This is a genomic window from Agromyces sp. NPDC058136 (assembly GCF_042884375.1).
Taxonomy (GTDB): domain Bacteria; phylum Actinomycetota; class Actinomycetes; order Actinomycetales; family Microbacteriaceae; genus Agromyces.
This window is the reverse complement of sequence record NZ_JBHVUA010000004.1, coordinates 271,305-295,393: the sequence shown is the minus strand read 5'-3', so window position 1 is coordinate 295,393 and position 24,089 is coordinate 271,305. Positions and strand designations below refer to the sequence as shown.

The 24,089-nt window shown below is 72.3% G+C and carries 23 protein-coding genes; 16 read left to right on the top strand and 7 right to left on the bottom strand.

Features of this window, described 5'->3' with window-relative positions:
• The first annotated feature begins 94 nt into the window (after window positions 1-94).
• The 3 genes from ACFVTX_RS13550 (at window position 95) to ACFVTX_RS13540 (ending at window position 3,093) form a co-directional block, all read left to right on the top strand.
• Entirely contained in the window at window positions 95-1,363 is a 1,269-nt protein-coding gene (locus ACFVTX_RS13550) for a hypothetical protein (protein WP_386900921.1), read from the top strand.
• A 35-nt stretch (window positions 1,364-1,398) separates the two neighbouring features.
• Window positions 1,399-1,707: an MTH1187 family thiamine-binding protein gene (locus ACFVTX_RS13545; protein ID WP_386900919.1), complete on the top strand. Its 309-nt coding sequence runs from the start codon at window positions 1,399-1,401 to the stop codon at window positions 1,705-1,707.
• A 105-nt stretch (window positions 1,708-1,812) separates the two neighbouring features.
• A complete protein-coding gene (locus ACFVTX_RS13540) occupies window positions 1,813-3,093 on the top strand; it encodes an MFS transporter (RefSeq protein WP_386900917.1) in 1,281 nt (426 codons plus the stop codon).
• Between the two features lie 85 nt (window positions 3,094-3,178).
• Here ACFVTX_RS13540 and ACFVTX_RS13535 read toward each other — a convergent pair whose 3' ends face one another.
• The 6 genes from ACFVTX_RS13535 to ACFVTX_RS13510 all read right to left on the bottom strand — a co-directional run bounded on the left by ACFVTX_RS13535 (window position 3,179) and on the right by ACFVTX_RS13510 (window position 10,325).
• Window positions 3,179-3,826 carry a response regulator gene (locus ACFVTX_RS13535; protein ID WP_386900915.1) on the bottom strand — a complete coding sequence of 216 codons (648 nt, stop codon included), beginning with the start codon at window positions 3,824-3,826 and terminating at the stop codon, window positions 3,179-3,181.
• On the bottom strand, window positions 3,827-5,086 hold the full coding sequence (locus ACFVTX_RS13530) for a hypothetical protein (RefSeq protein WP_386900913.1): 1,260 nt from the start codon (window positions 5,084-5,086) through the stop codon (window positions 3,827-3,829).
• A complete protein-coding gene (locus tag ACFVTX_RS13525) occupies window positions 5,083-6,240 on the bottom strand; it encodes a sensor histidine kinase (protein WP_386900911.1) in 1,158 nt (385 codons plus the stop codon). Before ACFVTX_RS13525 ends, ACFVTX_RS13530 begins: the two co-directional genes overlap by 4 nt.
• Before the next feature lie 139 nt (window positions 6,241-6,379).
• Window positions 6,380-7,585, bottom strand: a complete 1,206-nt coding sequence (locus ACFVTX_RS13520) for a homoserine O-acetyltransferase (RefSeq protein WP_386900909.1) — start codon at window positions 7,583-7,585, stop codon at window positions 6,380-6,382.
• Between the two features lie 194 nt (window positions 7,586-7,779).
• Entirely contained in the window at window positions 7,780-9,102 is a 1,323-nt protein-coding gene (locus ACFVTX_RS13515) for a bifunctional o-acetylhomoserine/o-acetylserine sulfhydrylase (RefSeq protein WP_386900907.1), read from the bottom strand.
• A gap of 122 nt (window positions 9,103-9,224) precedes the next feature.
• Window positions 9,225-10,325 (bottom strand): acyltransferase family protein, encoded by a 1,101-nt coding sequence (locus tag ACFVTX_RS13510; protein ID WP_386900905.1) that lies wholly within the window; start codon window positions 10,323-10,325, stop codon window positions 9,225-9,227.
• A gap of 176 nt (window positions 10,326-10,501) precedes the next feature.
• On the opposite strand from ACFVTX_RS13510, the gene ACFVTX_RS13505 reads away from it, so the two are divergent.
• The 13 genes from ACFVTX_RS13505 (at window position 10,502) to ACFVTX_RS13445 (ending at window position 23,709) form a co-directional block, all read left to right on the top strand.
• Window positions 10,502-12,028: an agmatine/peptidylarginine deiminase gene (locus ACFVTX_RS13505; protein WP_386900903.1), complete on the top strand. Its 1,527-nt coding sequence runs from the start codon at window positions 10,502-10,504 to the stop codon at window positions 12,026-12,028.
• 56 nt (window positions 12,029-12,084) lie between these two features.
• Complete coding sequence (locus ACFVTX_RS13500) at window positions 12,085-12,870, top strand: SDR family oxidoreductase (protein ID WP_386900901.1); 786 nt, start codon at window positions 12,085-12,087, stop codon at window positions 12,868-12,870.
• A 2-nt stretch (window positions 12,871-12,872) separates the two neighbouring features.
• A complete protein-coding gene (locus ACFVTX_RS13495) occupies window positions 12,873-13,652 on the top strand; it encodes a potassium channel family protein (protein ID WP_386900899.1) in 780 nt (259 codons plus the stop codon).
• A gap of 40 nt (window positions 13,653-13,692) precedes the next feature.
• Complete coding sequence (locus ACFVTX_RS13490; RefSeq protein WP_386900897.1) at window positions 13,693-14,208, top strand: phosphoribosyltransferase; 516 nt, start codon at window positions 13,693-13,695, stop codon at window positions 14,206-14,208.
• Window positions 14,205-14,918 carry a Type 1 glutamine amidotransferase-like domain-containing protein gene (locus ACFVTX_RS13485; RefSeq protein ID WP_386900895.1) on the top strand — a complete coding sequence of 238 codons (714 nt, stop codon included), beginning with the start codon at window positions 14,205-14,207 and terminating at the stop codon, window positions 14,916-14,918. The genes ACFVTX_RS13490 and ACFVTX_RS13485 overlap by 4 nt, the downstream gene beginning before the upstream one ends.
• A 40-nt stretch (window positions 14,919-14,958) precedes the next feature.
• A complete protein-coding gene (locus ACFVTX_RS13480; protein WP_386900893.1) occupies window positions 14,959-15,678 on the top strand; it encodes a Type 1 glutamine amidotransferase-like domain-containing protein in 720 nt (239 codons plus the stop codon).
• Window positions 15,675-16,457, top strand: a complete 783-nt coding sequence (locus ACFVTX_RS13475) for a uracil-DNA glycosylase (protein ID WP_386900891.1) — start codon at window positions 15,675-15,677, stop codon at window positions 16,455-16,457. The genes ACFVTX_RS13480 and ACFVTX_RS13475 overlap by 4 nt, the downstream gene beginning before the upstream one ends.
• A gap of 54 nt (window positions 16,458-16,511) precedes the next feature.
• Entirely contained in the window at window positions 16,512-17,090 is a 579-nt protein-coding gene (locus ACFVTX_RS13470) for a GNAT family N-acetyltransferase (protein ID WP_386900889.1), read from the top strand.
• 143 nt (window positions 17,091-17,233) lie between these two features.
• On the top strand, window positions 17,234-18,658 hold the full coding sequence (locus tag ACFVTX_RS13465; protein ID WP_386900887.1) for an amidase: 1,425 nt from the start codon (window positions 17,234-17,236) through the stop codon (window positions 18,656-18,658).
• A gap of 58 nt (window positions 18,659-18,716) precedes the next feature.
• The gene (locus tag ACFVTX_RS13460) at window positions 18,717-19,586 is read left to right on the top strand and encodes an ABC transporter ATP-binding protein (RefSeq protein ID WP_386900885.1); all 870 of its coding nucleotides are present in this window, start codon (window positions 18,717-18,719) and stop codon (window positions 19,584-19,586) included.
• Between the two features lie 76 nt (window positions 19,587-19,662).
• Window positions 19,663-20,631, top strand: a complete 969-nt coding sequence (locus ACFVTX_RS13455) for an ABC transporter substrate-binding protein (protein WP_386900883.1) — start codon at window positions 19,663-19,665, stop codon at window positions 20,629-20,631.
• Window positions 20,603-22,714 carry an iron ABC transporter permease gene (locus ACFVTX_RS13450; protein WP_386900881.1) on the top strand — a complete coding sequence of 704 codons (2,112 nt, stop codon included), beginning with the start codon at window positions 20,603-20,605 and terminating at the stop codon, window positions 22,712-22,714. The genes ACFVTX_RS13455 and ACFVTX_RS13450 overlap by 29 nt, the downstream gene beginning before the upstream one ends.
• A 41-nt stretch (window positions 22,715-22,755) precedes the next feature.
• On the top strand, window positions 22,756-23,709 hold the full coding sequence (locus ACFVTX_RS13445; protein ID WP_386900879.1) for a siderophore-interacting protein: 954 nt from the start codon (window positions 22,756-22,758) through the stop codon (window positions 23,707-23,709).
• On the opposite strand, the gene ACFVTX_RS13440 is transcribed toward ACFVTX_RS13445, so the two are convergent.
• On the bottom strand, window positions 23,672-24,088 hold the full coding sequence (locus tag ACFVTX_RS13440) for a Fe-S oxidoreductase (protein ID WP_386901153.1): 417 nt from the start codon (window positions 24,086-24,088) through the stop codon (window positions 23,672-23,674). The two genes, ACFVTX_RS13445 and ACFVTX_RS13440, sit on opposite strands and share 38 nt — an antisense overlap.
• Between the last annotated feature and the right edge of the window lies 1 nt (window position 24,089).

Genomic DNA, 24,089 nt, shown 5'->3' with positions numbered 1-24,089 from the left:
GTGGCCTCCGGGGATGTCGTCACCCCAGCATCCCCGATGCCGCCGACCCGGCGGGTACGCGTGGCGGAATATGACGCTCCGCTAGGCTCGACGCGTGACCGGGGGAGGCGAGCGCGAGGCATCCGGTGCCCTCGTGCGCCGTGCCCTCGGCGGGCGCGGCGCCCTCTGGATCGCCTTCGCCGTCGTGCACCTGTTGCTCGCCTGGCTGAACCTCTACGCGCCCGGCTACCCGATGGGCGACGTCACCGGCGTCTACCGGGTGTGGGCCGAGAACGCCTCGCACGGCTGGCTGCGCATGGGCATCGACGCCCCGTGGGTGTACCCGATCCTCGCCTTCGCGCCGATGGCCGCGGCCTTCGCCTTCGGCGAGGCGTACATCGCGCAGTCGTGGCTCGTGATCGTCGCGCTGCTCGACGGCATCGTGTTCTCCATCCTCCTCGGGCGGGCGGTGCTCTCGCGACGGCGGCGGCTGGCCGCCTGGTGGTGGCTCGGGTTCCTGCTGCTGCTCGGGCCGATCGCGTTCGGCCGCATCGACGCGGTGACCGTGCCCTTCGCGATCGCGGGCCTGCTGTGGGCCGCCGGTCGGCCGCGCGTGGCGGCGACGCTGCTCACGATCGGCGCGTGGATCAAGGTGTGGCCCGCCGCCCTCGTCGCCGCCCTCGTGATCGCCTCGCGCCGTCGCGGCGAGGTGGTCACGATCGCGGTCTCGCTCAGCGTCGCGATCATCGCGGTGAGCCTGCTCGCGGGCGCCGGCACGAACGTCTTCGGATTCATCGCCGAGCAGGCGGGGCGCGGGCTGCAGATCGAGGCGCCCGCGGCCGTGTTCTGGCTCTGGCAGATCGTCGCGGGCGCGAAGGACGTCACGATCGAGTACTCGCGCGACATCTTGACCTTCCAGATCGTCGGCCCGGGCGCCGACGCCGCGGCGTCGCTCACGACCCCGCTCATGCTGGTCGGCGCGCTCGCCGTGGCCGCGGTCGGTTTCCGCGCCGCCCGTCGCGGCGCGCATTTCGGCGTGCTCATGCCGCCGCTCGCGCTCGCCTTCGTCGTCGTGCTGATGCTCGCGAACAAGGTCGGTTCGCCCCAGTTCGTCACGTGGCTCGCCGCGCCCGTCGTGCTCGGCCTCGTGCTGCGCCCGGCGCGCTTCGCGGTGCCCGCACTGCTCGCCGCGGCGGTCGCGCTCATCACGCAGATCATCTACCCCTACTGGTACGGGTGGCTGCTGATTGCGGACCCCGCGTTCGTGTTCCTGCTCACGATGAAGGTCGCGCTCCTCGTCGCCCTGCTCGTGTGGGCGATCCGCGCGGTGTGGCAGGCTGGCACGAGGCGGGATGCCACGCCACGGCCCGCGATCGCGGACTGAGCGCCGACCCCATCGCACCCGCCCGAGGAGGCAGCATGCTGGTCGCATTCTCCGTCGCGCCGAGCGGCACGGGCCGCGCCGACGGATCCGTTCACGACGCCGTCGCGGCGGCCGTGAAGGTCGTCCGCGAGTCGGGGCTCCCGAACCGCACGACGTCGATGTTCACCGAGATCGAGGGCGAGTGGGACGAGGTGTTCGACGTCGTGAAGCGCGCGACCGAGGCCGTCGGCGCGTACGGTTCGCGGGTGTCGCTCGTGCTCAAGGCCGACATCCGGCCCGGGTACGCGGGCGAGCTCGACGCGAAGGTCGAGCGGCTCGAGCACGCGATCTACCTGGGCGAGTAGCGGGGCTCGCGGGTCGCCGCGTCGCTCGCGCTTCGGTCTCCGGCGAACCGGGGCGGATGCCTCGGCCGGTTGTCGAATCGATTCGATCCGTGCGAGAATCGCTCGGTGACCCACGCATCCGAGCCGCAGGCCTCCCCGCCCGCCCTGTCGCCCGCCCGCACCCGCTTCGCGCTGCTCGCACTCGCGCTCGGCGGCTTCGGCATCGGCTCGACCGAGTTCGTCGCGATGGGGCTCCTGCCGAACATCGCCGCCGACCTGCTGCCCGGCACCTACGCCGCCTCGCCCGACGCCGCCAACGCGACCGCGGGGTGGATCATCTCGGCCTACGCGCTCGGCGTCGTCGTCGGCGCCCCCACGATCGCCGCCGTCGCCGCCCGCTGGCCGCGCAAGCAGCTGCTGCTCGTGCTGGTGGCCGCCTTCACCCTCGGCACGATCGCCTCCGCTCTGCTGCAGAGCTTCGAACTCGTGCTCGTCGCCCGCTTCGTCGCCGCGCTGCCGCACGGCGCCTACTTCGGCATCGCCTCGCTCGTCGCCGCGAGCCTCATGGGCCCCGGCAAGCGGGCGCGCGGCGTCGCCCTCGTGCTCTCGGGGCTCACCATCGCCAACGTCATCGGCGTGCCCGCCATCACCTGGCTCGGGCAGGCCGCCGGCTGGCGCATCGCCTACCTCGCCGTCGCGGCGATCTTCGCCCTCACCTTCGTCGCGATCGCCGTCGCCGTGCCCTGGCAGGCGGGCGACCCCGCCGCGAGCGTGCGCCGCGAGCTCGGCGCCTTCGCCCGCCCGCAGGTGTGGTTCGCGATCGCGATCGGCGCCATCGGCTTCGGCGGCTTCTTCGCCATGTACAGCTACATCGCCCCGCTCGCGACCGAGGTCACCGGCCTCGCCGAAGCGGCCGTGCCGCTCGTGCTCGTCGCCACCGGGCTCGGCATGACGCTCGGCAACGTCCTCGGCGGCCGACTCGCCGACTGGAGCGTGCGACGCACCATGTACCTCGCGTTCGGCGCACTCGCGCTCTCGCTCGCGCTCCTCGCCCTCACCGCCGAGTTCGTGCCCGGCCTCTTCGCCGGCGCCTTCCTCATCGGAGCGAGCTCCTCGGCGCTCGCCCCCACCATCCAGACCCGCCTCATGGACGTCGCCCGCGACAGCCAGTCGATCGCGGCCGCCCTCAACCACTCGGCGCTCAACGTCGGCAACAGTCTCGGGGCGCTCCTCGGCGGCACCGTCATCGCCGCCGGTCTCGGCTACATCGCGCCGATCTGGGTCGGCCTCCTGCTCACGATCGCCGGCATCGGGCTCGCACTCGCGAGCTTCGCCCTCGACCGCTCGAAGCTGCGCCGCGGGCACGCCGTGCCGTACGGCACCGGGGCGACGCCCGCGATCGACTGAGTCGCGGCTCGCCGCGGCGGCATCCGCACGAATCGGCGCGATGCGAGGCGGGCGCGCGGTGCGAACGCCGCGACCCGCGACGACGTCAGTCGGTCTGCAGCAGGATGCCGTCGGCGATCGCGCGCTTGCGCAGTGCGACCTTCGTGCCGACGTCGTACCCCGCAGCGCGGTACTTCTCGCGGATGCGCTTGAGGTAGCTCTTCGCCGTCTCCTCGGAGATGCCGAGCTGGAAGGCGACCGCCTTGACCGGCTGGCCGGCCCCGTAGAGCGCCATCACGCGCCGCTCCTGCGCCGACAGCTTCGGCAGCGTGCCGTCGTCGAGGAGCGTCGCCTCGAGCTCGGGCGTCAGGTACGACACGCCCTGCTGCGCCGAACGGATCGCCTCGATGATCGACTCGACGGGCTCGCTCTTCACGAGGTAGCCCATCGCGCCCGCGCTCAACGCCTCGCGGACGACGGCGGGCTCGGAGTAGTTGCTCATGAGCATCGTCTGGACCTCGGCCGACTTCAGCATCGACAGCTTCAGCGAGATCGGGATGTTGTCACGAAGGTCGAGGTCGAGCAGCACCACGTCGACGGGGAAGTCGGGGTGCGCGAGGAGCTCGGACCAGGAGGGGACGGCGGCGACGAGCTCGATCTCGGACGAGGCGCCGCGCAGCCACTCGGTCAGCGCGCCGAGGAGCATTCGGTGGTCGTCGACGATCGCCAATCGGATCGGTGCTGTGTCGGGCATTCACATTCCCCTCGGATGGGCCGCGTCAGCGGCCGGCGCACTCACCGGAACGGTCGGGTCCGTCCGGCATTCGATTTCGATGCGGAAGGATTCGGACCCCGCGACGACGTCGTGTGATCCGACACTACCCACAGCATCCCACGTCGAGGGGTCAAGACGTCGTCGGACGACACCGGAGACCTCGATCGTGATGCGCACCACGGGGGAATGGTGCTCGCTGTCATCGTCACCGTCGGGTGAGGAGACGATGACCTCGATGGGCTGCGGCTGCCCTTTGCGGCGTTCGCCGACGAGCAGCCACAGCGCGAGCAGCAGATTGTCGCGCTGCTCCTGCGCGAGGAGCCCTGCGAACCCCTCGGGATCGTCGACCACCACGCGATCGCTGAGATACGCGGACTCGGTCACCGCGTGGCGCAGCCACGTGTCGGTGCGGCCCGCGAGCAGCCGCTGGCGCAACGCCGCGGCCAGCCGCCCAGCACGCTCGGCCTCGTCGGCGGGCAACGGGATCGCGATTCGACCGGAGCCGACGTCGTCGAGCAGCGTCTCGGCCTCGAAGTCGAGCTGGGCGAGCTCCTCGGAGGCGCGCATCCCGAACGGGGAACGCGGGGTCGTGACGGTGCTCTGCACGATGGAGAGATCGAGCTCGCGCCCCACGAGCCGACGGAACCCGCGGATCGCGACGACGGTGAGCACCAGGGGCAGCACCGCCGACGCGGCCACGGTGATGCCCGTCGCGGTGTACGGGCCCGCGGACGACGCCTGCAGGAGGGTCTCGACGAGGAGCACGGCGCCGATCGTCGACGCGACGACGAGGGAGACCCGGGTGCCGCGGATCGCGGAGACCGGCATGAGCACCGCGCCGGTGGCGGCGGCCGCGGTCGGCGTGACCCCGAGGTGCAGCAGCCCCCACGTCGCCGAGACATCGAGCCACACGGGCACGGCGAGTGCGGCGAGGAGCGTGATGTACAGCACGTCGGGCAGCGGCTGCGCGCGCGAGAAGATGCGCGACACGACGCCGACCGCGAGGATGACGAAGATCGCGATCCACGCCCCCCACGGGCCGAGCCCCGGCGGGAAGACGGGCGCGAGCAGCACCGCCCTCGCCAGCTGCCAGACGATGATGATGGCGGCGGCAATCGTGATGCCCGTCGCCATCCGTCGCCCGCCGTGCCGTTCGCGCACGTCGCTGACGGTGCGCGCCGTGCGCCGCGGACGGCGGAAGCCCGCGAGCCCGCCCGTCTCGATCGTCCCGGTGCTCATGGCTTCGGCACCTCGAGCATGACGGTCGTGCCCGATCCGGGCGAGGAGAAGATGCGGGCGCGACCGCCGACCGTGTTCAGCCGGCCGACGACCGACTCCGCGTAGCCGAGGCGCGCCGAGCCGATCGACTCGGGCTCGAAGCCGTGCCCCGCGTCGGTCACCATGGCCCGGACCGTCCGGTCGTCGTCGCTCACCGTGACATCCGCCTCGTTGACGCCCGAGTGCCTGCGCACGTTCTCGAGGCACTCGCCGAGCGCGCCCAGCAGCGCGTCGAGGGTCTCGCGCGGCAGCGCGAGCTGGCCGACGCCGTGCCAGTTCACGTCGAGGCCCATGCGGGCGAAGCGCTGCCGGACCGACTCGAAGGTCGTGCTGAGCAGGTCTTCGTCGGAATCGGGGGAGAAGATCGCGTTCGAGGCGTTGTCGAGCGGTGCTCCGAGCCGCAGCTGCTTGAGCAGACGCGCATCGTCACCGGCCTGCTGGCGCAGCGCGCCCGAGCCGACGCCGACGCCCGAGTGGGCGAGCAGGCTGAGGGTCGCGAGCACGGTGTCGTGCAGCACCCGCGCGTCCTGTCGCTGCCGTGACTCGAGCTCGCTCGCCATGCGCTCGGCGTCGTGCGCACGCCCCACCTCGGCGATGCGCTCTGCTGCACCGGCGATCGAGTGGTCGACGACCGAGCCGAGGGTGGCGCCGACCGCCCAGCCGGCAACCGTCGCGAGCATGACCGACGTCATGGGGTGCCCCGCCGTCGCGATGAGGCCGACCGCGATGATGAACAGGGCGGTGAGCCCGCCGACGAGCGGCAGGCCGTCGCGGCGCACGACGAGCGTGATCGCGACCGACGGGGCCGTCGCCGCCGAGGCGAGCGAGATCGCGGCGAGCGCGACCGGATCGATGACGGGGGCGCTGCCCAGCACGGCGAGGGTGCCGAGCGCCGCGGTGACGACCCCGAGCGCGGCGACGAGACTGCCGTGCACCGTGTGCACGGCGAGGAGCACCGCGGCGGCGAGCGAGAGCAGCACCACGAGCGCGACGTCGAGCGTCGATACGGCGCCGGGGATCAGCATGCACGCGCACGTGCTCAAGGCCCCGGTGAGGCCGGCGACGCGTGCGAGCCTGCGCAGCACACGATCGCGCTCCTTGTGGATGCGCTTCATGTCACCCCCTCCGCGCGACGGCGCCGCTCGTTGCGCCCGTCACCTCGAACTGTAGTCCAGTCGGCGCCGATGGGGGTGGATCGCTCCGACGTCGCCGAGCGCTCCGACACCGCCGATCGCCCGATGCGGCCGAGCGCGACTATGCCGCGAGCAGACGCGCGAGCTCGGCGCCGACGGCCCCGTCTTCGATGAGGAACGCGTCGTGCCCGAACTCGGAGGCGATGACGACCGGCTCGGCCCCGTGCACGCTGTGCGGCAGCAGCGCCGCGATCTCGCGCTGCCCCGCGAGCGGGAAGTACCGGTCGCTGTCGATGCCGAGCACGAGGCTCTTCGCCCGCACCCGGGCGAGCGCCGCCGCGACCCCGCCGCGACCTCGACCCACGTCGTGCGAGTTCATCGCCTCGGTGAGCACGATGTAGCTGTTCGCGTCGAAACGGCGGGTGAACTTGTTGCCGTGGAAGTCGAGGTACGACTCGACCGCGAAGCGGCCGTCACCGCCGAGCGGGTCGAGCTCGGACTGCCAGCTGCGATCGAAGCGTTCGTTGAGCTCCGCGGCGGTGCGATAGTTCAGCATCGCCATGCGTCGGGCGAGTGCGAGACCCCGGGTCGGCCCCTCGCCGTCGGGGGCGTCGTAGAAGGCACCCGAGGCGAAAGCGGGGTCGGTGCGGATCGCCTCGATCTGCACCGAGTTCAGGGCGATCTGGTCGGCGGTCGTCGCGGGCGGCGCGGCGAGCACCGCGATGCGTTCGACCGCCTCGGGGGCCTCGATCGCCCACTCGAGCACGTGCATGGCGCCCATCGAGCCGCCGATCACCGCGGCGAATCGCTCGATGCCGATCGCGCGGGCGAAGGCGATCTGCGCCCGCACCTGGTCGCGGATGGTGAGGAACGGGAACCGCGCGCCCCACTCGGCGCGGTCGGGCGCGAGCGACGCCGGGCCCGTCGAGCCCTGGCAGCCGCCGAGCACGTTCGGCGCCACGACGAAGTAGCGGTCGGTGTCGACCGCGAGGCCCGGGCCGACGACCTCTCGCCACCACCCGGCGCTCGGGTGGGCGGGCCCGGCCTGCCCGATCACGTGGCTGTCGCCGGTCAGGGCGTGCAGCACGAGCACCGCGTTGTCGCGCTCGGGCGAGAGCTCGCCCCACTGCTCGTACGCGATGCGCACCCCCGGCAGCTCGCGGCCGGACTCGAGCGCGAGGTCGCCGATGCCGACGAAACGGCGGTCGCCGACCGGATCGCCCTCGCGCCATGCACCCGTCGCGGGCGCCCGCCCGAGGAGCGCGAGTGCGCCCGCCGCGGGCACGATGCTCGCGGGAACCGCGTCGGCCGTCGTCTGCCAGTCCATGCTTCGATTCTCCCGCGCCCGCCGCTGCCGCCGCCCCATTGTTACGCACGCGCATCCCACGGTGCTCGCAGCCCGCACCGACGTCACATTCGCGATTCAGGAGAGGAACCGATGGGGCGATCGAGACGCCACGAGCAACGGCGGATGCCGCGAGCCCGGGTGGGCTCGCGGCATCCGCCGTCGAACGGGGTGCGTCAGACGCGCGCCGCCTCCGTGGCCGCCCGGGCGGCCGCGAAACCGGCCTCGAGGTCTGCCTTGAGGTCGTCGATGTTCTCGATGCCGACCGAGAGGCGCACGAGCCCCGGCGTGACGCCGCTCGTGAGCTGCTGCTCGGGGGTGAGCTGCGCGTGCGTCGTCGACGCGGGGTGGATGACGAGCGAACGCACGTCGCCGATGTTCGCGAGGTGCGAGAACAGCGAGAGGTTGTCGACGAGTGCGCGGCCGGCGTCGACGCCGCCCTTGAACTCGAAGGAGAGCACCGCGCCGACGCCCTTCGGGGCGTAGGTGTTCGCCGCCGCGTACCAGGGGCTCGAGGGCAGGCCCGAGTAGTTGACGTTCGCGACGTCGGGGTGGCTGTCGAGCCACTCCGCGATCTCCTGCGCGTTCTGCACGTGGCGCTCGATGCGCAGCGACAGGGTCTCGATGCCCTGGATGAGCTGCCAGGCGCTCGCCGGGGCGATCGCCGCACCGAGGTCGCGGAGCAGCTGCACGCGCGCCTTGATGATGTACGCGAGGCCGTCGCCGACTGCGGCGGTGTAGCTCGCGCCGTGGTACGAGGGGTCGGGCTCGGTGAGGCCCGGGAACTTCTCGACGTTCTTCGACCACTCGAACGTGCCGCCGTCGACGATGACGCCGCCGATGACGGTGCCGTGGCCGCCGAGGAACTTCGTCGCCGAGTGCACCACGATGTCGGCGCCGTGCTCGAACGGACGGATCAGGTACGGCGTCGCGATCGTGTTGTCGACGATGAGGGGGAGCCCCGCCTCGTGGGCGACGTCGGAGACGCCGCGGATGTCGAGCACGTTGATCTTCGGGTTGCCGATCGTCTCGGCGAAGAACAGCTTCGTGTTCGGGCGCACCGCGCGACGCCACTCTTCCGCGTCGTCCTGGTTCTCGACGAAGGTCGTCTCGATGCCGAGCTTCGCGAGCGTGTACTTGAAGAGGTTGTACGTTCCGCCGTAGATCGACGAGGACGAGACGATGTGGTCGCCGGCCTGGGCGATGTTCAGCACCGCGAAGGTCGACGCCGACTGGCCCGAGGCGAGCAGCAGCGCGCCGGTGCCGCCCTCGAGCGCCGCGATGCGCTCTTCGACGACGGCCTGCGTCGGGTTCTGGATGCGGGTGTAGATGTTGCCGAACTCGGCGAGCGCGAAGAGGTTCTGCGCGTGCTCGGCGCTGTCGAACACGTACGAGGTGGTCTGGTAGATCGGGGTGGCCCGCGCCTTCGTGACGGGGTCGGGGGCAGCGCCCGAGTGGACCTGCTTGGTCTCGAAACGCCAGGCGGCGGTGTCGCTCATGGGTGGCTCCTCAGAAGTCGGGTGGGCGGCCGGGCCGCGGGTGTTGCAGTCACGTTAGGCGGGCGCGCCTGCGCGGGCAACGGATGCCGCAACACGGCGTCACGGGCGGTGGGGCGAGCCGCTCAGTGCCGGTCGGGCTCGGGCGGCAGCACGAGCGTGCCGGTCGCGGTCGAGGGCTCCGGCCGGAACATCCAGCGGGCGCGCGGTTCGACGAGCGGCCGGAACACCCGCCGCACGGGTTTCAGCGAGAGCACGATCGAGATGCCGATGCAGAACAGGATCATCGCGGGCAGCACCCAGAACGGCTGGTCGCCCGCGAGGACCTCGGTCTCGCGGAAGGGGAACAGCACGAAGCTGTGCAGCAGGTAGATGTACATCGTCGCGCCGCCGAACTGGGTGAACCAGTGCGCGCCGCGGGGCATGAGGAGGAGGAAGGCGACGGTGAGCACCATCGCGAGGAGGAGGAGCACGAGGCGGATGCCGCCGGACCAGGGCTCGTCGTAGCCGATGGCCTCGTACGACTCGTCGTAGAGCATGAAGCGGCGCAGCTTCAGGTCGCGGAGGGTCTCGATGGTCATCGGCATGAACGCGAGCACGAGCGCGAAGAGGGCGATCGCGCCCGCCCGCCACCGCCAGGCGACGGCGGGGCGCAGCTCGAGCCAGCTGCCGGTGAGCTGCCACTGCCGGAGCTTCCACCCGAACACGAAGAACGGCAGCATGCCGAAGGTGCGGGTGAGCGCGAAGGTCGAGTCGATCGTCTCGGCGTAGCCGGCGCCGATCGAGATGGCGATCGCGATGAGGAGCGGGGCGCGCAGCAGCACGAGGTAGGGGAGCACGATCCGCCAGATCGCGAGGGCGATGAGGAACCACAGGGTCCAGGATGCGGTCGTGTAGTCGAGGGAGAACTCGCCGCCGAGCACCCATCGGAGGATCGTCCAGATGGTCTCGAAGATGAGGAACGGGAAGACGATGTCGGTGAGCACCTGCTTGAGTGCTCGGGCGTTCGGGGGGCCCGATTTCGCGAAGTAGCCGCTGACGGTGACGAACACGGCGACGTGGAACGAGTAGATGAACAGGTAGACGCTGTACGCCGAGTCGGATTCGGCGATGAGCGGCAGGATGCCGTGGCCGATCACGACGAGCGTGATCGCGATCCATCTGGCGTTGTCCCAGAGGGGAACGCGCCTGCGCGTCGGCTTCGGGTGGTCGAGCCTCGTGTGCATCGTTCCATTCAAGCGCAAGCGATGGCCGACCGTCGAAACGGCCGGTCGATCGGCCGGACCGCTTGACATCGGCGCGCGGGGGCGTCAGATTGTGAGTCTTGGATGAAATCCAAGAAATGGCGGAAGCCGTCGACGATCGAGTTCCACGACGAAGTGGACGAGGGAAGGAACCGAGTGTGAGCGAACACGGAAGCACGGAGCAGACGCGGACGGGGCATCCGCGCAGGCAGTTCTTGGCCGGGGCCGGCTTCGCGGCCGCGGGCCTCTTGGCCGCGGCGACGAGCGCGCGGGTCCTGGGCGCGCCCGAGGCCGCGCTCGCCGCGGGCACGGCGGCGGCCTCGTTCGCGGTGCCGGGCGAAGGCGGCGCGCTCAAGCGGATCTGGATGGCGTGGCCCTCGAGCACCTCGATCTGGGGAGGCCTCCTGTCGGGCATCCAGGGCGACATCACGAAGATCGCGAACGAGATCGCGAAGACGACGCCCGTCCTCATGTGCGCCGACGGCGCGAGCGCGGCGAGCACCGCCCGCAGCCGAGTCGGCGCGAACGTCACGGTCATCGACTCGATCCCCGTGAACGACTGCTGGATGCGCGACTCGGGCGCCGTGTTCCGCACCGACGGCGCCGGCGGCATCGACGCGATCGGCCTGAACTTCAACGGCTGGGGCGGCGAGCAGACCCACGCGAAGGACGCGCTCGTCGCCCAGCGCATGGCCGCCCGCAACGGGGTCGTGTTCGCCGCGGCGAACGTCGTCGGCGAGGGCGGCGGCGTCATCGCCGACGGCGACGGACTCCTCATCGCGAACCGCAGCTCGTGGATCGACCCCGCACGCAACCCCGGCAAGAGCGAGGCGCAGATCGAGGCCGAGCTCCTGCGCGTCTACGGCGCGACGAAGATGATCTGGTGCCAGGGGATCTCCGGCAAGGACATCACTGACGACCACATCGACGCCACGGTGCTGTTCACCGGCCCCGGCAAGGTCATCGTGCAGCTCGCGAACCCGGCCCGCCCCGCGACCGACTGGTCGCGCTCGGCGCTCGCGACGCGCGACCTCCTCGTCGCGTCGACCGACGCGAAGGGGCGGCCGATGCAGGTCACCACGATCTACGGCCCCGCGAGCCTCCCGCGCGTCCCGGCCGCGCAGCAGCCGACGTTCTTCGACGGGTACCTCAACTGCATCGTGACGAGCGGCGCGGTCATCACCGCGCAGTTCGGGGATGCCACGACCGACGCCGCAGCACGAGACGCGCTGTCGGCCGCGTTCGGTCGCCCCTGCGTGCAGCTCAACCTCGACGTGCTCATGGGCGAGGGCGGCGGCGGGGCGCACTGCGTCACCATGGAGGAACCGCTGGCCGCCGGCGGGCCGACCCCGACGCCCACGCCGACCCCGACCCCGACCCCCGGTGCGACCGTCACGGCGTCGCGCACCTCGGTGAGCCGTGGCGGCACGATCCGCGCGAGCGTCGCGGGCGGGCCCGGCGGGCGGCTCGACTGGGTCGGCCTCTACCGGACGAGCGACGCCGATAGCGTCGGCGGCTACTCCGAGAAGTACCTCAACGGCCAGAACACCCCGCCCTCGACGGGGCTCGCCTCGGCGACGATCTCGTTCACCGCGCCGTATTCGCGCGGCACCTACGAGTTCCGCTTCTTCGCCGACGACGGGCTCACGCGGCTCGCCACGAGCGCGAGCTTCCAGGTCACCTGATCCGCCCGAGGGCCGCGGTGCTGCCGCCGCGGCCCTCCACGCGGCAGAATGAGCGCATGGCGAATCTGCGTGCGGTCGTGACGGGTGCGAGTTCGGGCATCGGCAGGGCGACCGTCGTCGCCCTGCGAGGCGCCGGATGGGACGTGGTGGGCGTCGCCCGCCGCGAAGACCGTCTCCGCGAGCTCGAGGCCGAGACCGGGGCATCCGTCTTCGTCGCCGACCTCACGCAGCAGGGCGACGTCGACGCCCTGCGCGACCACCTCGAGGCCACCGGCCCCGTGCACGCCCTCGTGAACAACGCGGGCGGGGCGAAGGGGCTCGACTCGGTCGAGGCGAGCGACCCCGCCGACTGGGCGTGGATGTTCGAGGTCAACGTGCTCGCGCTCCAGCGGGTGACGGCCGCGCTGCTGCCGCTCCTCCGCCGCGGGGCCGAGGGGCGCGGCGTCGCCGACATCGTGAACGTCACCTCGATCGCCGGCCACGTCGCCTACCTCGGCGGCGGCGGGTACAACGCGGCGAAGTTCGCGGCGCACGCGATCACCGAGGTGCTGCGGCTCGAACTCAACGGTGAGCCGATCCGGGTGATCGAGGTCGCCCCCGGCATGGTGAAGACCGACGAGTTCGCGCTCGTGCGCTTCGGCGGCGACCGCGCCCGTGCCGACGCCGTCTACGACGACGTGCCCGAGCCGCTCACGGCCGACGACATCGCCGCGGTGATCCTCGACGCCGTGCAGAAGCCGCGGCACGTCGACCTCGACCTCATCGTCGTGAAGCCCGTCGCGCAGGCGGCGCCGCACCGGCTCACGCGCGGACCGCTGCGGGTGCGCGGGGAGGGCGACTGACCGTGGCCGCCGAAGCAGTGCCGGCACCGCGCCGGGAGGCGTGGGAACGACGCACCACCGTTCCGCTCGTCGTGCTCGGCGTCGTCTTCATCGTCGCGTACACGATCTACGTGCTCGCCCCGTGGATCCCGCGGGGCCCGGGCTCGCTGCTGTTCTTCGCGCTGCTCGCCGCCTGGGTGGTCTTCGTCGTCGACGTCATCGTGCGCATCTCGCTGACGCCCCGCGGCGGCCGATGGGCGTTCGTGCGAACCCACCCGATCGACGTGCTCTCGGCGATCGTGCCGTTGTTCCGTGCGTTCCGCGTGCTGGCGCTCCTTCGCAACGTGCCCTACCTGCAACGTCGCAGCGGTGCCGCCGTGCGGGCGAACATCATCATCTACGGATCGACCTACGCGATCGTGTTCGTGTACTTCATCGCGCTCGCCACGCTGCAGGCCGAACGCAACGCCCCCGGCGCGACGATCACGACGTTCGGCGACGCGATCTGGTGGGCGATCGTCACGATCGCGACGGTCGGCTACGGCGACATGTACCCGGTCACCGCCGAGGGGCGCTTCTACGCCGTGTTCCTCATGGTGGGCGGCGTCGCGATCGTCGGCACCGCGTCGGCGACGATCATCTCCTACATCGGCGAAAAGGTGAGCGAGGTGCACGCGCGTCACGGCAACAGCGGGTCGGCGGCATCCGACCAGGAGAAGGGACCGATCATCGAACCGCCCGGTCGGGCGATCCAGGACGCGATCGACGAGGCCGGCGCGGTCGACGACGAACACGGCGGATGACGGTCGGGCGCCGGACAGGTGCGCCCGGTACGATCTCCAGATGACGTTCGACGCGAATGACGCAGGACTCGGCGATCCCGAGATCCGGCGCGAGATCCTCGATTGGGACCAGTTCGGCGAGGCGGCGCGCACACTCGCGCACGACGTGCTCGCCTCGGGCTTCACGCCCGACGTGGTCATCGCGATCGCCCGCGGCGGGCTGCTGCTCGCCGGCGCGATCTCCTACGCCCTCGGCACGAAGCAGTGCGGCTCGATCAACGTCGAGTTCTACACCGACATCGAGAAGGTGCTGCCCGAGCCCGTCGTGCACCCGCCGATGCTCGACGCGCCGGCGCTCGCCGGCAAGCGAGTGCTGCTCGTCGACGACGTCTCCGACTCGGGACGCACGCTCGCGAAGGTCGTCGAACTCCTCGGCGACGCCGGTGCCGAGGTGCGCACCGCCACGCTCTACTCGAAGCCGCGCACGATCCTCGTGCCCGACTTCAGCTACCGCGACACCGACGACTGGATCGTCTTCCCGTGGTCGTCGCTGCCGCCGGTGAAGGTCGAGGCGTGAGCGTCCACCTCGCGGGCGGCGGTGCGCTCACGGCCGCGGATGCCTCGCTGTACGCCCCGTTCCTCGGCGAAGCCGCAGACCGCGCCCGCGCGGCGGGACGCGCCCGCCCGCGCATTGCGGTCATCTCGATCCACCCCGAGGCCGACGAGCGTTCGCGCCTGCTCGTCGAGATCCTCTCCGGTGCCGGCGAGTTCGACGCGCACGTGACGGCGACGCCGGGCGGCGTGCCCGTCGCGCCGACCTCGCTCGGCGAGGTCGACGGCATCCTCGTCGGCGGCGGCATCGTCGAAGAGGTGCGGGCGGGGCTCGAGCCGGTGTTCGGCGAGCTGCGCCGGCAGGTCGCCGGCGGCGTTCCGTACCTCGGGGTCTCCGCCGGGGCGATGATCGCCGCCGAGGGCTCGCTCGGCGGCGGTACGCGCATCGACGGGGTGCAGCTCGCCCCCGAAGGCGAGGGGCCGGGCGAGGAGTTCGAGGTCGAGTCGGGCATCGGGCTCGTCGACGTCGCGATCGACGCGCACGTCGCCCAGCGCGGCTCGCTGTCGCGCCTCGTCGCCGCGGTCGAGTCCGGCCTCGTCGAAGGTGCGCTCGGCATCGACGAGCGCACCGTGCTCATCGTCGGCGACGGCGGCCTGCGGGTCGTCGGCTCGGGGAGCGTCTGGCGCGTGCTGCCCGCCGAGGGCGGGGTCCTGGTCTCCACGATCGGCGCCTGATGCGCGCGCCCCGATGCCGCTCGTCCATGCGGGTCGCGGCGTGAGCGTCCACCTCGTGGGCGGCGGTTGGCCCGAGTCGGGCGACGCACGCCCGTACTCGGAATTCTTCGCCGAGGCCGCCGCGTGCGCCCGGGCCGCAGGCCGTGCGCTGCCGCGCATCGCGATCATCTCGGTGCGCGACGGCGACGAGTCGGCGCACGCCGCGAAGCTCGTCGACGCCCTCGCCCTCGCGGGCCCGGTCACCCCGGTCGTCTCCGCGGTGCCGCACGGCGGCGTCGTGCCGTCGACGGCCCTCGCCGAGATCGACGGCGTCGTCGTGGGCGGCGGGCTCGTGCCCGCCTACCGCGATGCGCTCGAGCCGCGTTTCGGCGAGCTGCGCCGGCTCGTCGCCGACGGCACCCCCTATCTCGGGTTCTCCGCGGGCGCGATGATCGCCGCCGAGCGCGCGATCATCGGCGGCCGTGCCATCGGCGGTGTGCAGGTCTCGCCCGAGCAGGGCGATCAGGGCCTCGACGAGGTGACCGTCGCGCCCGGCATCGGCCTCGTGGACGTCGCGATCGACGTGCACCTCGCGCAGTGGGGCGCGCTGTCGCGGCTCGTCGCCGCCGTCGAGGCGGGTGTCGCCGACGGTGGGCTCGGCATCGACGAGGAGACGGTGCTCATCGTCGGCGAGGGCGGCTTGCGGGCGGTCGGGCGCGGAAACGTCTGGCGCGTGCTGCCCGACGAGCGCGGGGTGCGGGTCGGCACGGTGCGGGCATGACGGGGGAGGAGACCGCAGTGCCCGACCGCCGACCGGGCGGCCCGCTCGCCCGGTTCGACGAGCTCGGGGGCCTCGACGAGCTCGCCACCGCGGGCGGCATCGACCCGGGATGGGCCGCTGCCCTCGCCCCGGTCGCCCCCGAGCTCGCCGAGATGAACGAGTTCCTCCGCAGGGAGGAAGCCGCCGGCCGCGGGTTCCTCCCCGATGGCGAGCACGTGTTCCGCGCCTTCGCCGCGCCGCTCGACGGGGTGCGGGTGCTCATCGTCGGCCAGGACCCGTACCCCACCCCGGGGCATCCCATCGGGCTCTCGTTCGCCGTCGACCCGCACGTGCGCCCGCTGCCGCGAAGCCTCCACAACATCTACCGCGAGCTCCGCGACGACCTCGGCGTCGCCCCGCCCGCCCACGGCGACCTCACCGCGTGGAGCCAGGGCGGCGTGATGCTCCTCAACCGGGTGCTCACCGTGCGCCCCGGCGAGGCCGCCTCGCACCGCGGCAAGGGGTGGGAGGCGGTCACCGATCACGCGATCCGCGCGCTCGTCGCCCGCGGCACGCCCCTCGTCGCGATCCTCTGGGGCCGCGACGCGCAGCAGCTGAAACCGCTCCTCGGCGACACCCCGGTCATCGAGTCGGCCCACCCGAGCCCGCTCTCCGCGTCGCGCGGTTTTTTCGGTTCGCGCCCGTTCAGCCGGGCGAACGCCCTGCTCGAGGGGCAGGGGGCCGCGCCGGTCGACTGGAATCTGCCGCACGAGGGGCAGCCGGAGGCATCCCTGTTCTGAGCCGTTCTGAGGCTCCGAAACCTGCGCGTCATCTGCGCGTCGTAGGCTGACGCCATGCTCGAAGAGGAATACCAGGAGCGGCGCGTGCTGCCGCGGCACCTCCGCCCGGTGCCGTCGGCCGAGGCGCCGTTCGAGTACGCGATCCGCGACGCGACCGCCGCCGACCTGCCCTCGGTCCGCGAGATCTACAACTACTACGTCGCGAACTCGACGGTCACCTTCGACGAGGACGCCATGACCCTCGCCGAGTGGCGGGCGAAGTTCGCGCAGCTGACCGAGCTCGGCATGCCGTTCCTCGTGGCCGAGTCGCCCTCGGGGCAGCTGCTCGGCTACGCGCTCGTCGCCCCGTGGAAGCCGAAGCGCGCCTACCGTTTCACCGTCGAGAACTCGATCTACCTGGGGCCTGCGGCCTCGGGCAAGGGCCTCGGGCGGGTGCTGCTCGCCGAACTCATCGAGCGTTCGAAGGCCGCCGGCCTGAAGGAGATGATCGCGGTCATCGCCGATCAGGGCGCCGAGGCGTCGATCGCGCTGCACGAGAAGTTCGGGTTCACCGAGATCGGCCGCATGGGCCGGGTGGGCTTCAAGTTCGACCGTTGGCTCGGCACGGTGCTGCTGCAGCGATCGTTGAAATAGGGCGCTCCGCGGGTTGAGGAGCGCCGACGCGACGCGGCGACGCGTCCCGAAACCTCTGCTGTTCGGGATGTGTCGGTTTCGAGACGCGTCCGACTTCGTCGGGCGCTCCTCAACCAACGAGTAGGGCGCCGTAGGCTCGAGGGATGAGCGAGCTGCACGAGCGAACCGCCCTCGAACTCCACCAGTCGTTGCAGCGCGGCGAGGTGTCGCCCGTCGAACTCGCGACGCACTACCTCGAACGCGTCGAGCGGTTGAACCCCGAGGTCGGCGCGTTCGTCGAGGTGACGGGGGAGCGGGCGCTCGAGCGTGCGCGCCTCGTCGAGCGCGAGGTGCCGCGCTCGAGGCCGCTCTGGGGCCTGCCGCTCGGCGACAAGGATCTGCAGCAACGCGCAGGGGTGCCGGCGCGATTCGGTTCGCGGGCCTTCGCCGACTTCGTGCCCGACACCAGCGACGATCTCGTGCAGGCGGTCGACGCGGCAGGCGCGGTGAGCCTCGGCAAGACCGCGACCCCCGAGTTCGGGCTCCCGTCGTACACTGAGGGGCTCTCGGGGCCGCCCGCGCGCAATCCGTGGGATCTCGGGCTCGGCGCGGGCGGATCGAGCGGGGGAGCGGCGGCCGCGGTCGCCGCGGGGCTGCTGCCCTTCGCACCCGGCTCGGACGGCGGCGGGTCGATCCGGATCCCGGCCGCGGCCTGCGGACTCGTCGGGGTGAAGCCCTCGCGCGGGAGGGTGCCCGGCGGATCGGGGCTCGGGAGTCTCGCGGGGCTCGGCGTCGCCGGGCCGATCGCACGCACGGTGGCCGACGCGGCGCTCCTCCTCGACGGACTGATCGGCCCCGAGGGGTACCCGGCGGCGCACCCGTTCGCGGTGCGGGCGCCGGGCGACGACGGGCCCTACCTCGGCGCGGCGGTGCGCGGTGAGGGGCGGTTCCAGCTCGGGGTGCTCACCGAGTCGCCCTGGGACGAGGGGTACGACATCTCCATCGCCCCCGAGGCGCGCGCCGCGCTCGACCGGGCGATCGCGGTGCTCGACACGGGGCGGCACGGCATCGAAGAGGTGCCCGCCGCACCCGAGCCCGGCTACCCCGAGGCGTTCCGCACGATCTGGCAGGCCGGGGCCGCGACGATCCCCGTCGACGGCGAAGGTCTCGAACTGCTCGAACCGCTCACCCAGTGGCTCGTCGAACGCGGGCGGGCACTGCCCGCGCGGCAGCTCGCTGAGGCGCTCTCGTGGCTCAGCGCGTTCGAGCGCCGGGTGATCGCGCGCTTCGCCTCGTACGACGCGGTGCTCACCCCTGCGCTCGCGCTCACCCCGCGCCCGGTCGGCTGGTACGACGCGCGCGACGGCGAGCGCAACTTCGCCCAACAGGTGCAGTTCACCCCGTTCACCTCGTTTGTGAACGTGTCGGGGCTTCCCGCGATCACGGTGCCCGTCGAGTTCACCGCCGAGGGCCTGCCGATGGGGGTGCAGCTCATCGGGCGACCCGGCGGCGAGGCGACGCTGTTCTCGCTCGCGGCGCAGCTCGAGCGTCGTCTGCGGCGTGCGCCGCGGCATCCGGCGCTCTGGTGACGTCGCGCGACCGCTGCCGAGTTGACGAATTTAGGTAAGCCTCACCTATAGTGGAGGCATGCTCGGTCTCGACCTCACGATCTCCTACAACGGCACGCCCGTCGTGCACGGTGCGGAGCTCCACCTCGAACCGGGCAAGGTCACCGCGCTCGTCGGGCCGAACGGCAGCGGCAAGTCGACGCTGCTGCGCGCGCTCGCACGGCTCCACCAGCCCGACTCCGGGCGGGTCCTCCTCGCCGGCGGCGACGTGCACACGGTCTCGGAGGGGACGGTCGCAGGCGCGCAGGAGCTCGCTGAGCACGGCGTCGACGCCGCCACGCTGAGCGCGCGCGACTTCGCCCGCCGGGTCACGCTGCTCGCCCAGAGCCGCCCGACCCCCGGCGGCCTGACCGTGCGCGAACTCGTGGAGTTCGGCCGGCACCCGCACCGCGGTCGCTTCATCGCGGGCGACGCGGGCGGCGCCGCGATCGTCGACCGCGCCATGGAGCTGACCGGCGTCGCGAACCTCGCCGGCAACGCCGTCGACCAGCTCTCGGGCGGTCAGCTGCAGCGGGTGTGGCTCGCCGCCTGCCTCGCCCAGGACACGGGGGTCTTGCTCCTCGACGAGCCGACCACCTACCTCGACCTCCGCTACCAGGTCGAGCTGCTCGACCTCATCCGCGAACTCGCGGACGAGCACGGCGTGACCATCGGCGTCGTGCTGCACGACCTCGACCAGGCCGCGGCGATCGCCGACCGCATCGTGCTGCTCGAGTCGGGTCGCGTGCGCGCCGTCGGCACCCCCGCCGAGGTGCTCGTGAGCGACGTGCTGAGCTCGGCCTACGGCATCCGCGTCGACGTCGACATCGACGAGCGCGGCTGCATCACCACCTGCCCGATCGGCCGCTACAACACGCGTCAGCGCACCGAACGACTCGTCGTCGCCTAGCGGCGTCGTCACCCCCACCACCCCCTCGCGCGGGTCCGTCATGCCCGCGCGCCGATCCGTGAGGAAACCTCCCCCCATGAGAACATCCGCCATCACCCTGGGCGCGGTCGCTGCGGCGTCCGTGCTGCTGCTGACCGGCTGCGGCACGACCGAGGCTCCCGAGGCTGCAGGCGGCGGCGCCGGCGCGATCACCGTGACCGACGACCGCGGCGAGCAGATCTCGCTCGACGCACCGGCCGAGAAGGTCGTCGCGCTCGAGTGGAACACCGCCGAGAACCTCGTCGCGCTCGGCGTGATGCCGACCGGCGTGGCGGACATCGAGGGGTACAGCGACTGGGTCCAGTCCGAGCCGCTCGACGAGGGCGTCACCGACGTCGGCGGGCGCGGCGAGCCCTCCGTCGACGCGATCGCGGGCCTCGCGCCCGATCTCGTCGTGACCACCACCGACCTGCCCGAGACCGTGATCTCGCAGATCGAGGAGTTCGCCCCCGTCCTCGTCGTGCGCGGCGCCGACGCCTCGAACCCGATCGGCCAGATGGAGTCGAACCTCGAGCGCATCGCCACCGCGACCGGCACCGAGGAGGAGGGCGAAGCGCTGCTCGACGGCTTCCACGCCAGGATCGACGAGGGCAAGGCCGCACTCGAAGCGGCCGGTCTCGCGGGCACCCCGTTCATGATGAGCGACTCGTGGGCGAGCGGCGGCCAGGTCTCGATCCGTCCGTTCACCGAGGGCGCGCTGCTCACCGCCGTCACCGAGGAGCTCGGTCTCGAGAACGCCTGGACGGGTGAGGGCGACGCCGACTACGGCCTCGGCGAAGCCGACGTCGAGGGTCTGACCGTGCTCGACGACCTCGAGTTCCTCTACATCACGAACGGCGAAGCCGACGCGTACGCGGTCGACCTGGCCGACAACGCGGTGTGGAAGTCGCTGCCGTTCGTCGCGAACGGGAACGTGCACCGCCTGCCCGACGGCATCTGGATGTTCGGCGGCCCGTCGTCGATGAACGATTACATCGATGCGGTCGTCAGCACCCTCGCGGGCTGAGACGGCCGCGGCGCCGACCGGGGGCGAACGCCGCCCCCGGCTCGGCGCCGTGCTGCTCATCGCCCTGGGGGTCGTGCTCGCGACGCTGCTCGCCGCCGTCCACGTGACCCAGGGATCGGCCGACGTCGGTCTTCCCGAACTCCTCGGCCTCATCACCGGCACCGGCGACGAGCAGTCGGCTGCCGTGTTCCTCGCCTCGCGGATGCCCCGGATGGTCGCGGGCGTCGTCGTCGGCGTCGCGCTCGGCGTCGCGGGACTCGTGCTGCAATCGGTGTCGCGCAACGTGCTCGCGTCGCCCGACACCCTCGCGGTGAACGCCGGTTCGTACCTGGCGGTCGTCGTGGTCGCGGCATTCGGGATCTCGCTGCCGGTGCTCGGCGGCGGTACGGTGGCGTTCCTCGGCGGACTCGCCGCGGCCGGACTCGTGCTGGCGCTCTCCGCGGGCGGTTCGCGCTCCTCGGGCACGGGCGGCGGCACCGTCCGGCTCGTGCTCGCCGGTTCGGCCATCGCGCTCGCGCTCAGCGCGCTCACCACCATGCTGCTGCTGCTCTTCCCGGAGCGGACCAACGGGCTCTACGCGTGGAGCCAGGGCACCCTCGCCCAGACCGGGATCGGGCCCGCCGCGCAGCTCGCACCCGTCGTGCTGATCGCCGTCGCGGTGCTCCTCGTCTTCGCGCGACAGTTCGACCTCGTCGCCCTCGGCGACGACACGGCGACCGTCCTCGGCGTGAACGTGCGCCGCACCCGGCTCGTCGGCGTCCTGATCGCCGTGCTGCTCTCGGCGGCCGCCGTCGCCCTCGTGGGCCCGATCGGCTTCGTCGGGCTCTCTGCGCCGGCGATCGTGCGGCTCATCGCGGCGCGCGTCCCCGGCATGCAGAAGCACGTGCTCCTCATCCCGGCCGCCGCGATCATGGGCGTCATCGTCGTGCTCGGAGCCGACGTGCTGCTCCGCCTCGCGTTCGGCGGCCAGGCCGGCGTCGAGGTGCCGACCGGCATCGTCACGACGATCTTCGGCGCGGTGTTCCTCGTGGCGCTCGCACTGCGGTCGCGCGCGACCTCCGAGGCGGCGAGCGGCTTCGTGATCGGCGCCGGACTCTCACGTCGCGGACGCCGCCTCGTCATCGGGGGATCGGTCGTCCTCCTCGTCGTCCTCGCCTTCGTCTCGCTCTTGCTCGGCGACGCGAAGCTGCTCGGCGGCGACGTCATCAACTGGGCCACCGGCCAGGCGGGTCCGCTCGTCGAGATCGTCATGAACACCCGCGCGCCACGGGTCGCCGCCGCGATCTTCGCGGGCGCCGCGCTCGCCGTCGCCGGCACCGTGGTGCAGGCGGTCTCGCGCAATCCGCTCGCCGAACCGGCGATCCTCGGTGTGACCGGCGGCGCCGGGGTCGGCGCCGTGCTCGTCATCACCTTCTGGCCGCTCGCGAGCTTCGTCGGCATCACGACCGGCGGACTCGTGGGCGCCGCGGTGGCGGCCCTCATCGTCTTCGGGCTGTCGCTCCGCGGCGGGCTCGCCTCGAGCCGGCTGATCCTCATCGGTCTCGGCGTCTCGGCGGCGTCGTCCGCGATCGTCGCGATGCTCATCATCGCGACCGACCCGTACAACGCGGCGAAGGCGCTGACCTGGATGTCCGGGTCGACCTACGGCCGGACCTTCCCGCAGCTGATCCCGCTGCTCGTGATGCTCGCGGTCTCGTTGCCGGTGCTCGCCGGCATGCGCCGGGAGCTCGACCTGCTGGCCTTCGACGACGATACGCCGCGCGTGCTCGGCGTCCGGCTCGGGAGCGCCCGGCTCGGCCTCCTCGCCATCGCGGTCGCGCTCACCGCGACCGCGGTCTCCGCCGTCGGCGTCGTCGGCTTCGTCGGCCTCGTGGCGCCGCACGCCGCTCGTGCCCTGGTGGGCGCGCGGCACGGGCTCGTGCTGCCGCTCGCAGCCCTCCTCGGCGCGCTGCTCGTCACCGTCGCCGACACGCTGGGCCGCACCGTGATCGCACCGGGCCAGCTGCCCGCCGGCCTCGTCACCGCGGTCGTCGGCGCACCGTACTTCGTCTGGCTGCTCTGGCGCTCGCGCCGCACGGCCTGACCCGCACGCCCTCCACCGACCCCTACGACAGGAGCCCCAGCATGGCCAAGCCCGGATACCGCGTCTTCGACACCTCCGTGGGGGCGGTCCGCCGACTCAGCCCGCACTTCGTGCGCGTGACCTTCCGCAGCGACGACCTCCGCGAGCTCGGCTGGGACGGCCCCGACCAGCGGATCAAGGTCATCCTGCCGCTGTCGGGCGACGACGGCGACCGTTTCGGCCATTTCCCGAACGGTGCCGACTGGTTCGGGGCCTGGCGCGCGCTCCCCGACGAGCGGCGCAATCCCATCCGCACCTACACGATCCGCGACGCGCGACCCGAGCAGGGCGAGCTCGACGTCGACTTCGTCGCGCACGGCGACAGCGGTCCCGCCTCGCGGTGGATCGCCCAGGCCGAGCTCGGCGAGCGGATGCTGCTCATCGCCCCCGATGCGACGAGCGACGAGCCGTCGGGCGGGTGGGAGTGGCATCCCGGTGATGCGCGCACCCTGCTGATCGCGGGCGACGAGACTGCAGTGCCCGCGGTCTCCGCGATCCTCGAACAGCTGCCCGACGACGCGCAGGGCGCGGTGTTCCTCGAGGTGCCCGACGCGGCCGACGTCCTCGAGCTGCGGACCCCCGTCGGCGTGACGGTGCAGTGGTTCGATCGCGGCGGCGACGCGCTGCCCGCACCGGGCTACGGCGGCTGCCTCGTCGAGGCCGTGCGCACCTGGGCCGATGCCTGGGCTGCGGAGGCACGACGACACGACGCCGCGGCGCTCGCGCCGGTCGCCGCGACCGATGCCGACCCGGACGCGGAGCTTCCGACGATCGCGGACGACGAGATCCTCTGGGAGGTGCCCGAGCCCGCCCGCGACGGCGGCTTCTACGCCTGGCTCGCCGGTGAGGCCACGGCGATCACGACGCTGCGCCGGCACCTCGTGAAGGGCCTCGGCGTCGACCGCAACCGAGTCGCGTTCATGGGGTACTGGAAGCTCGGTCGCGCCGAGGGGTAGGGCGCCGATGGGGAGGGCGCCGAGGCAGGTACCCGCCGTCCTCCAGCCCCGCCTCGATCTCGAAACGGTTGCGCAGCGGGTTGCGCCCGGCGATGAAGTAGAGCAGCGGGAAGAGCATGCCGTACCGCCGCCACTGCTCGCGGTGCACCCGCTCGTGCACGAGCACCCGCTCGCCGTCGTTCGAACCCGTCAGGTAGCAGCCGCCGACGCATGAGCCGCCCCGACCGTACGTCCAGTTCGGCATGCCGGTGAACACGATGAGACCGTCGCGGCGACGGATCGGCCCTGTGCTCCAGATGAAGCCCCACGTGAAGCCCACGGCGGTCGCCCACCAGTAGCCGAGCCGACTGATCGGCGAATCGGTGAGGCGGATGCGCAGG

Excerpts from the sequence above, each read along its gene's own strand:
- ACFVTX_RS13460 (WP_386900885.1), top strand. The coding sequence starts at position 18,717 with ATGCTCGGTCTCGACCTCACGATCTCCTACAACGGCACGCCCGTCGTG.
- ACFVTX_RS13510 (WP_386900905.1), bottom strand. The coding sequence starts at position 10,325 with ATGCACACGAGGCTCGACCACCCGAAGCCGACGCGCAGGCGCGTTCCC.
- ACFVTX_RS13520 (WP_386900909.1), bottom strand. The coding sequence starts at position 7,585 with ATGGACTGGCAGACGACGGCCGACGCGGTTCCCGCGAGCATCGTGCCC.
- ACFVTX_RS13500 (WP_386900901.1), top strand. The coding sequence starts at position 12,085 with ATGGCGAATCTGCGTGCGGTCGTGACGGGTGCGAGTTCGGGCATCGGC.
- ACFVTX_RS13455 (WP_386900883.1), top strand. The coding sequence starts at position 19,663 with ATGAGAACATCCGCCATCACCCTGGGCGCGGTCGCTGCGGCGTCCGTG.
- ACFVTX_RS13535 (WP_386900915.1), bottom strand. The coding sequence starts at position 3,826 with ATGCCCGACACAGCACCGATCCGATTGGCGATCGTCGACGACCACCGA.
- ACFVTX_RS13515 (WP_386900907.1), bottom strand. The coding sequence starts at position 9,102 with ATGAGCGACACCGCCGCCTGGCGTTTCGAGACCAAGCAGGTCCACTCG.
- ACFVTX_RS13470 (WP_386900889.1), top strand. The coding sequence starts at position 16,512 with ATGCTCGAAGAGGAATACCAGGAGCGGCGCGTGCTGCCGCGGCACCTC.
- ACFVTX_RS13465 (WP_386900887.1), top strand. The coding sequence starts at position 17,234 with ATGAGCGAGCTGCACGAGCGAACCGCCCTCGAACTCCACCAGTCGTTG.
- ACFVTX_RS13530 (WP_386900913.1), bottom strand. The coding sequence starts at position 5,086 with ATGAGCACCGGGACGATCGAGACGGGCGGGCTCGCGGGCTTCCGCCGT.
- ACFVTX_RS13475 (WP_386900891.1), top strand. The coding sequence starts at position 15,675 with ATGACGGGGGAGGAGACCGCAGTGCCCGACCGCCGACCGGGCGGCCCG.
- ACFVTX_RS13545 (WP_386900919.1), top strand. The coding sequence starts at position 1,399 with ATGCTGGTCGCATTCTCCGTCGCGCCGAGCGGCACGGGCCGCGCCGAC.
- ACFVTX_RS13450 (WP_386900881.1), top strand. The coding sequence starts at position 20,603 with ATGCGGTCGTCAGCACCCTCGCGGGCTGAGACGGCCGCGGCGCCGACC.
- ACFVTX_RS13445 (WP_386900879.1), top strand. The coding sequence starts at position 22,756 with ATGGCCAAGCCCGGATACCGCGTCTTCGACACCTCCGTGGGGGCGGTC.
- ACFVTX_RS13525 (WP_386900911.1), bottom strand. The coding sequence starts at position 6,240 with ATGAAGCGCATCCACAAGGAGCGCGATCGTGTGCTGCGCAGGCTCGCA.
- ACFVTX_RS13490 (WP_386900897.1), top strand. The coding sequence starts at position 13,693 with ATGACGTTCGACGCGAATGACGCAGGACTCGGCGATCCCGAGATCCGG.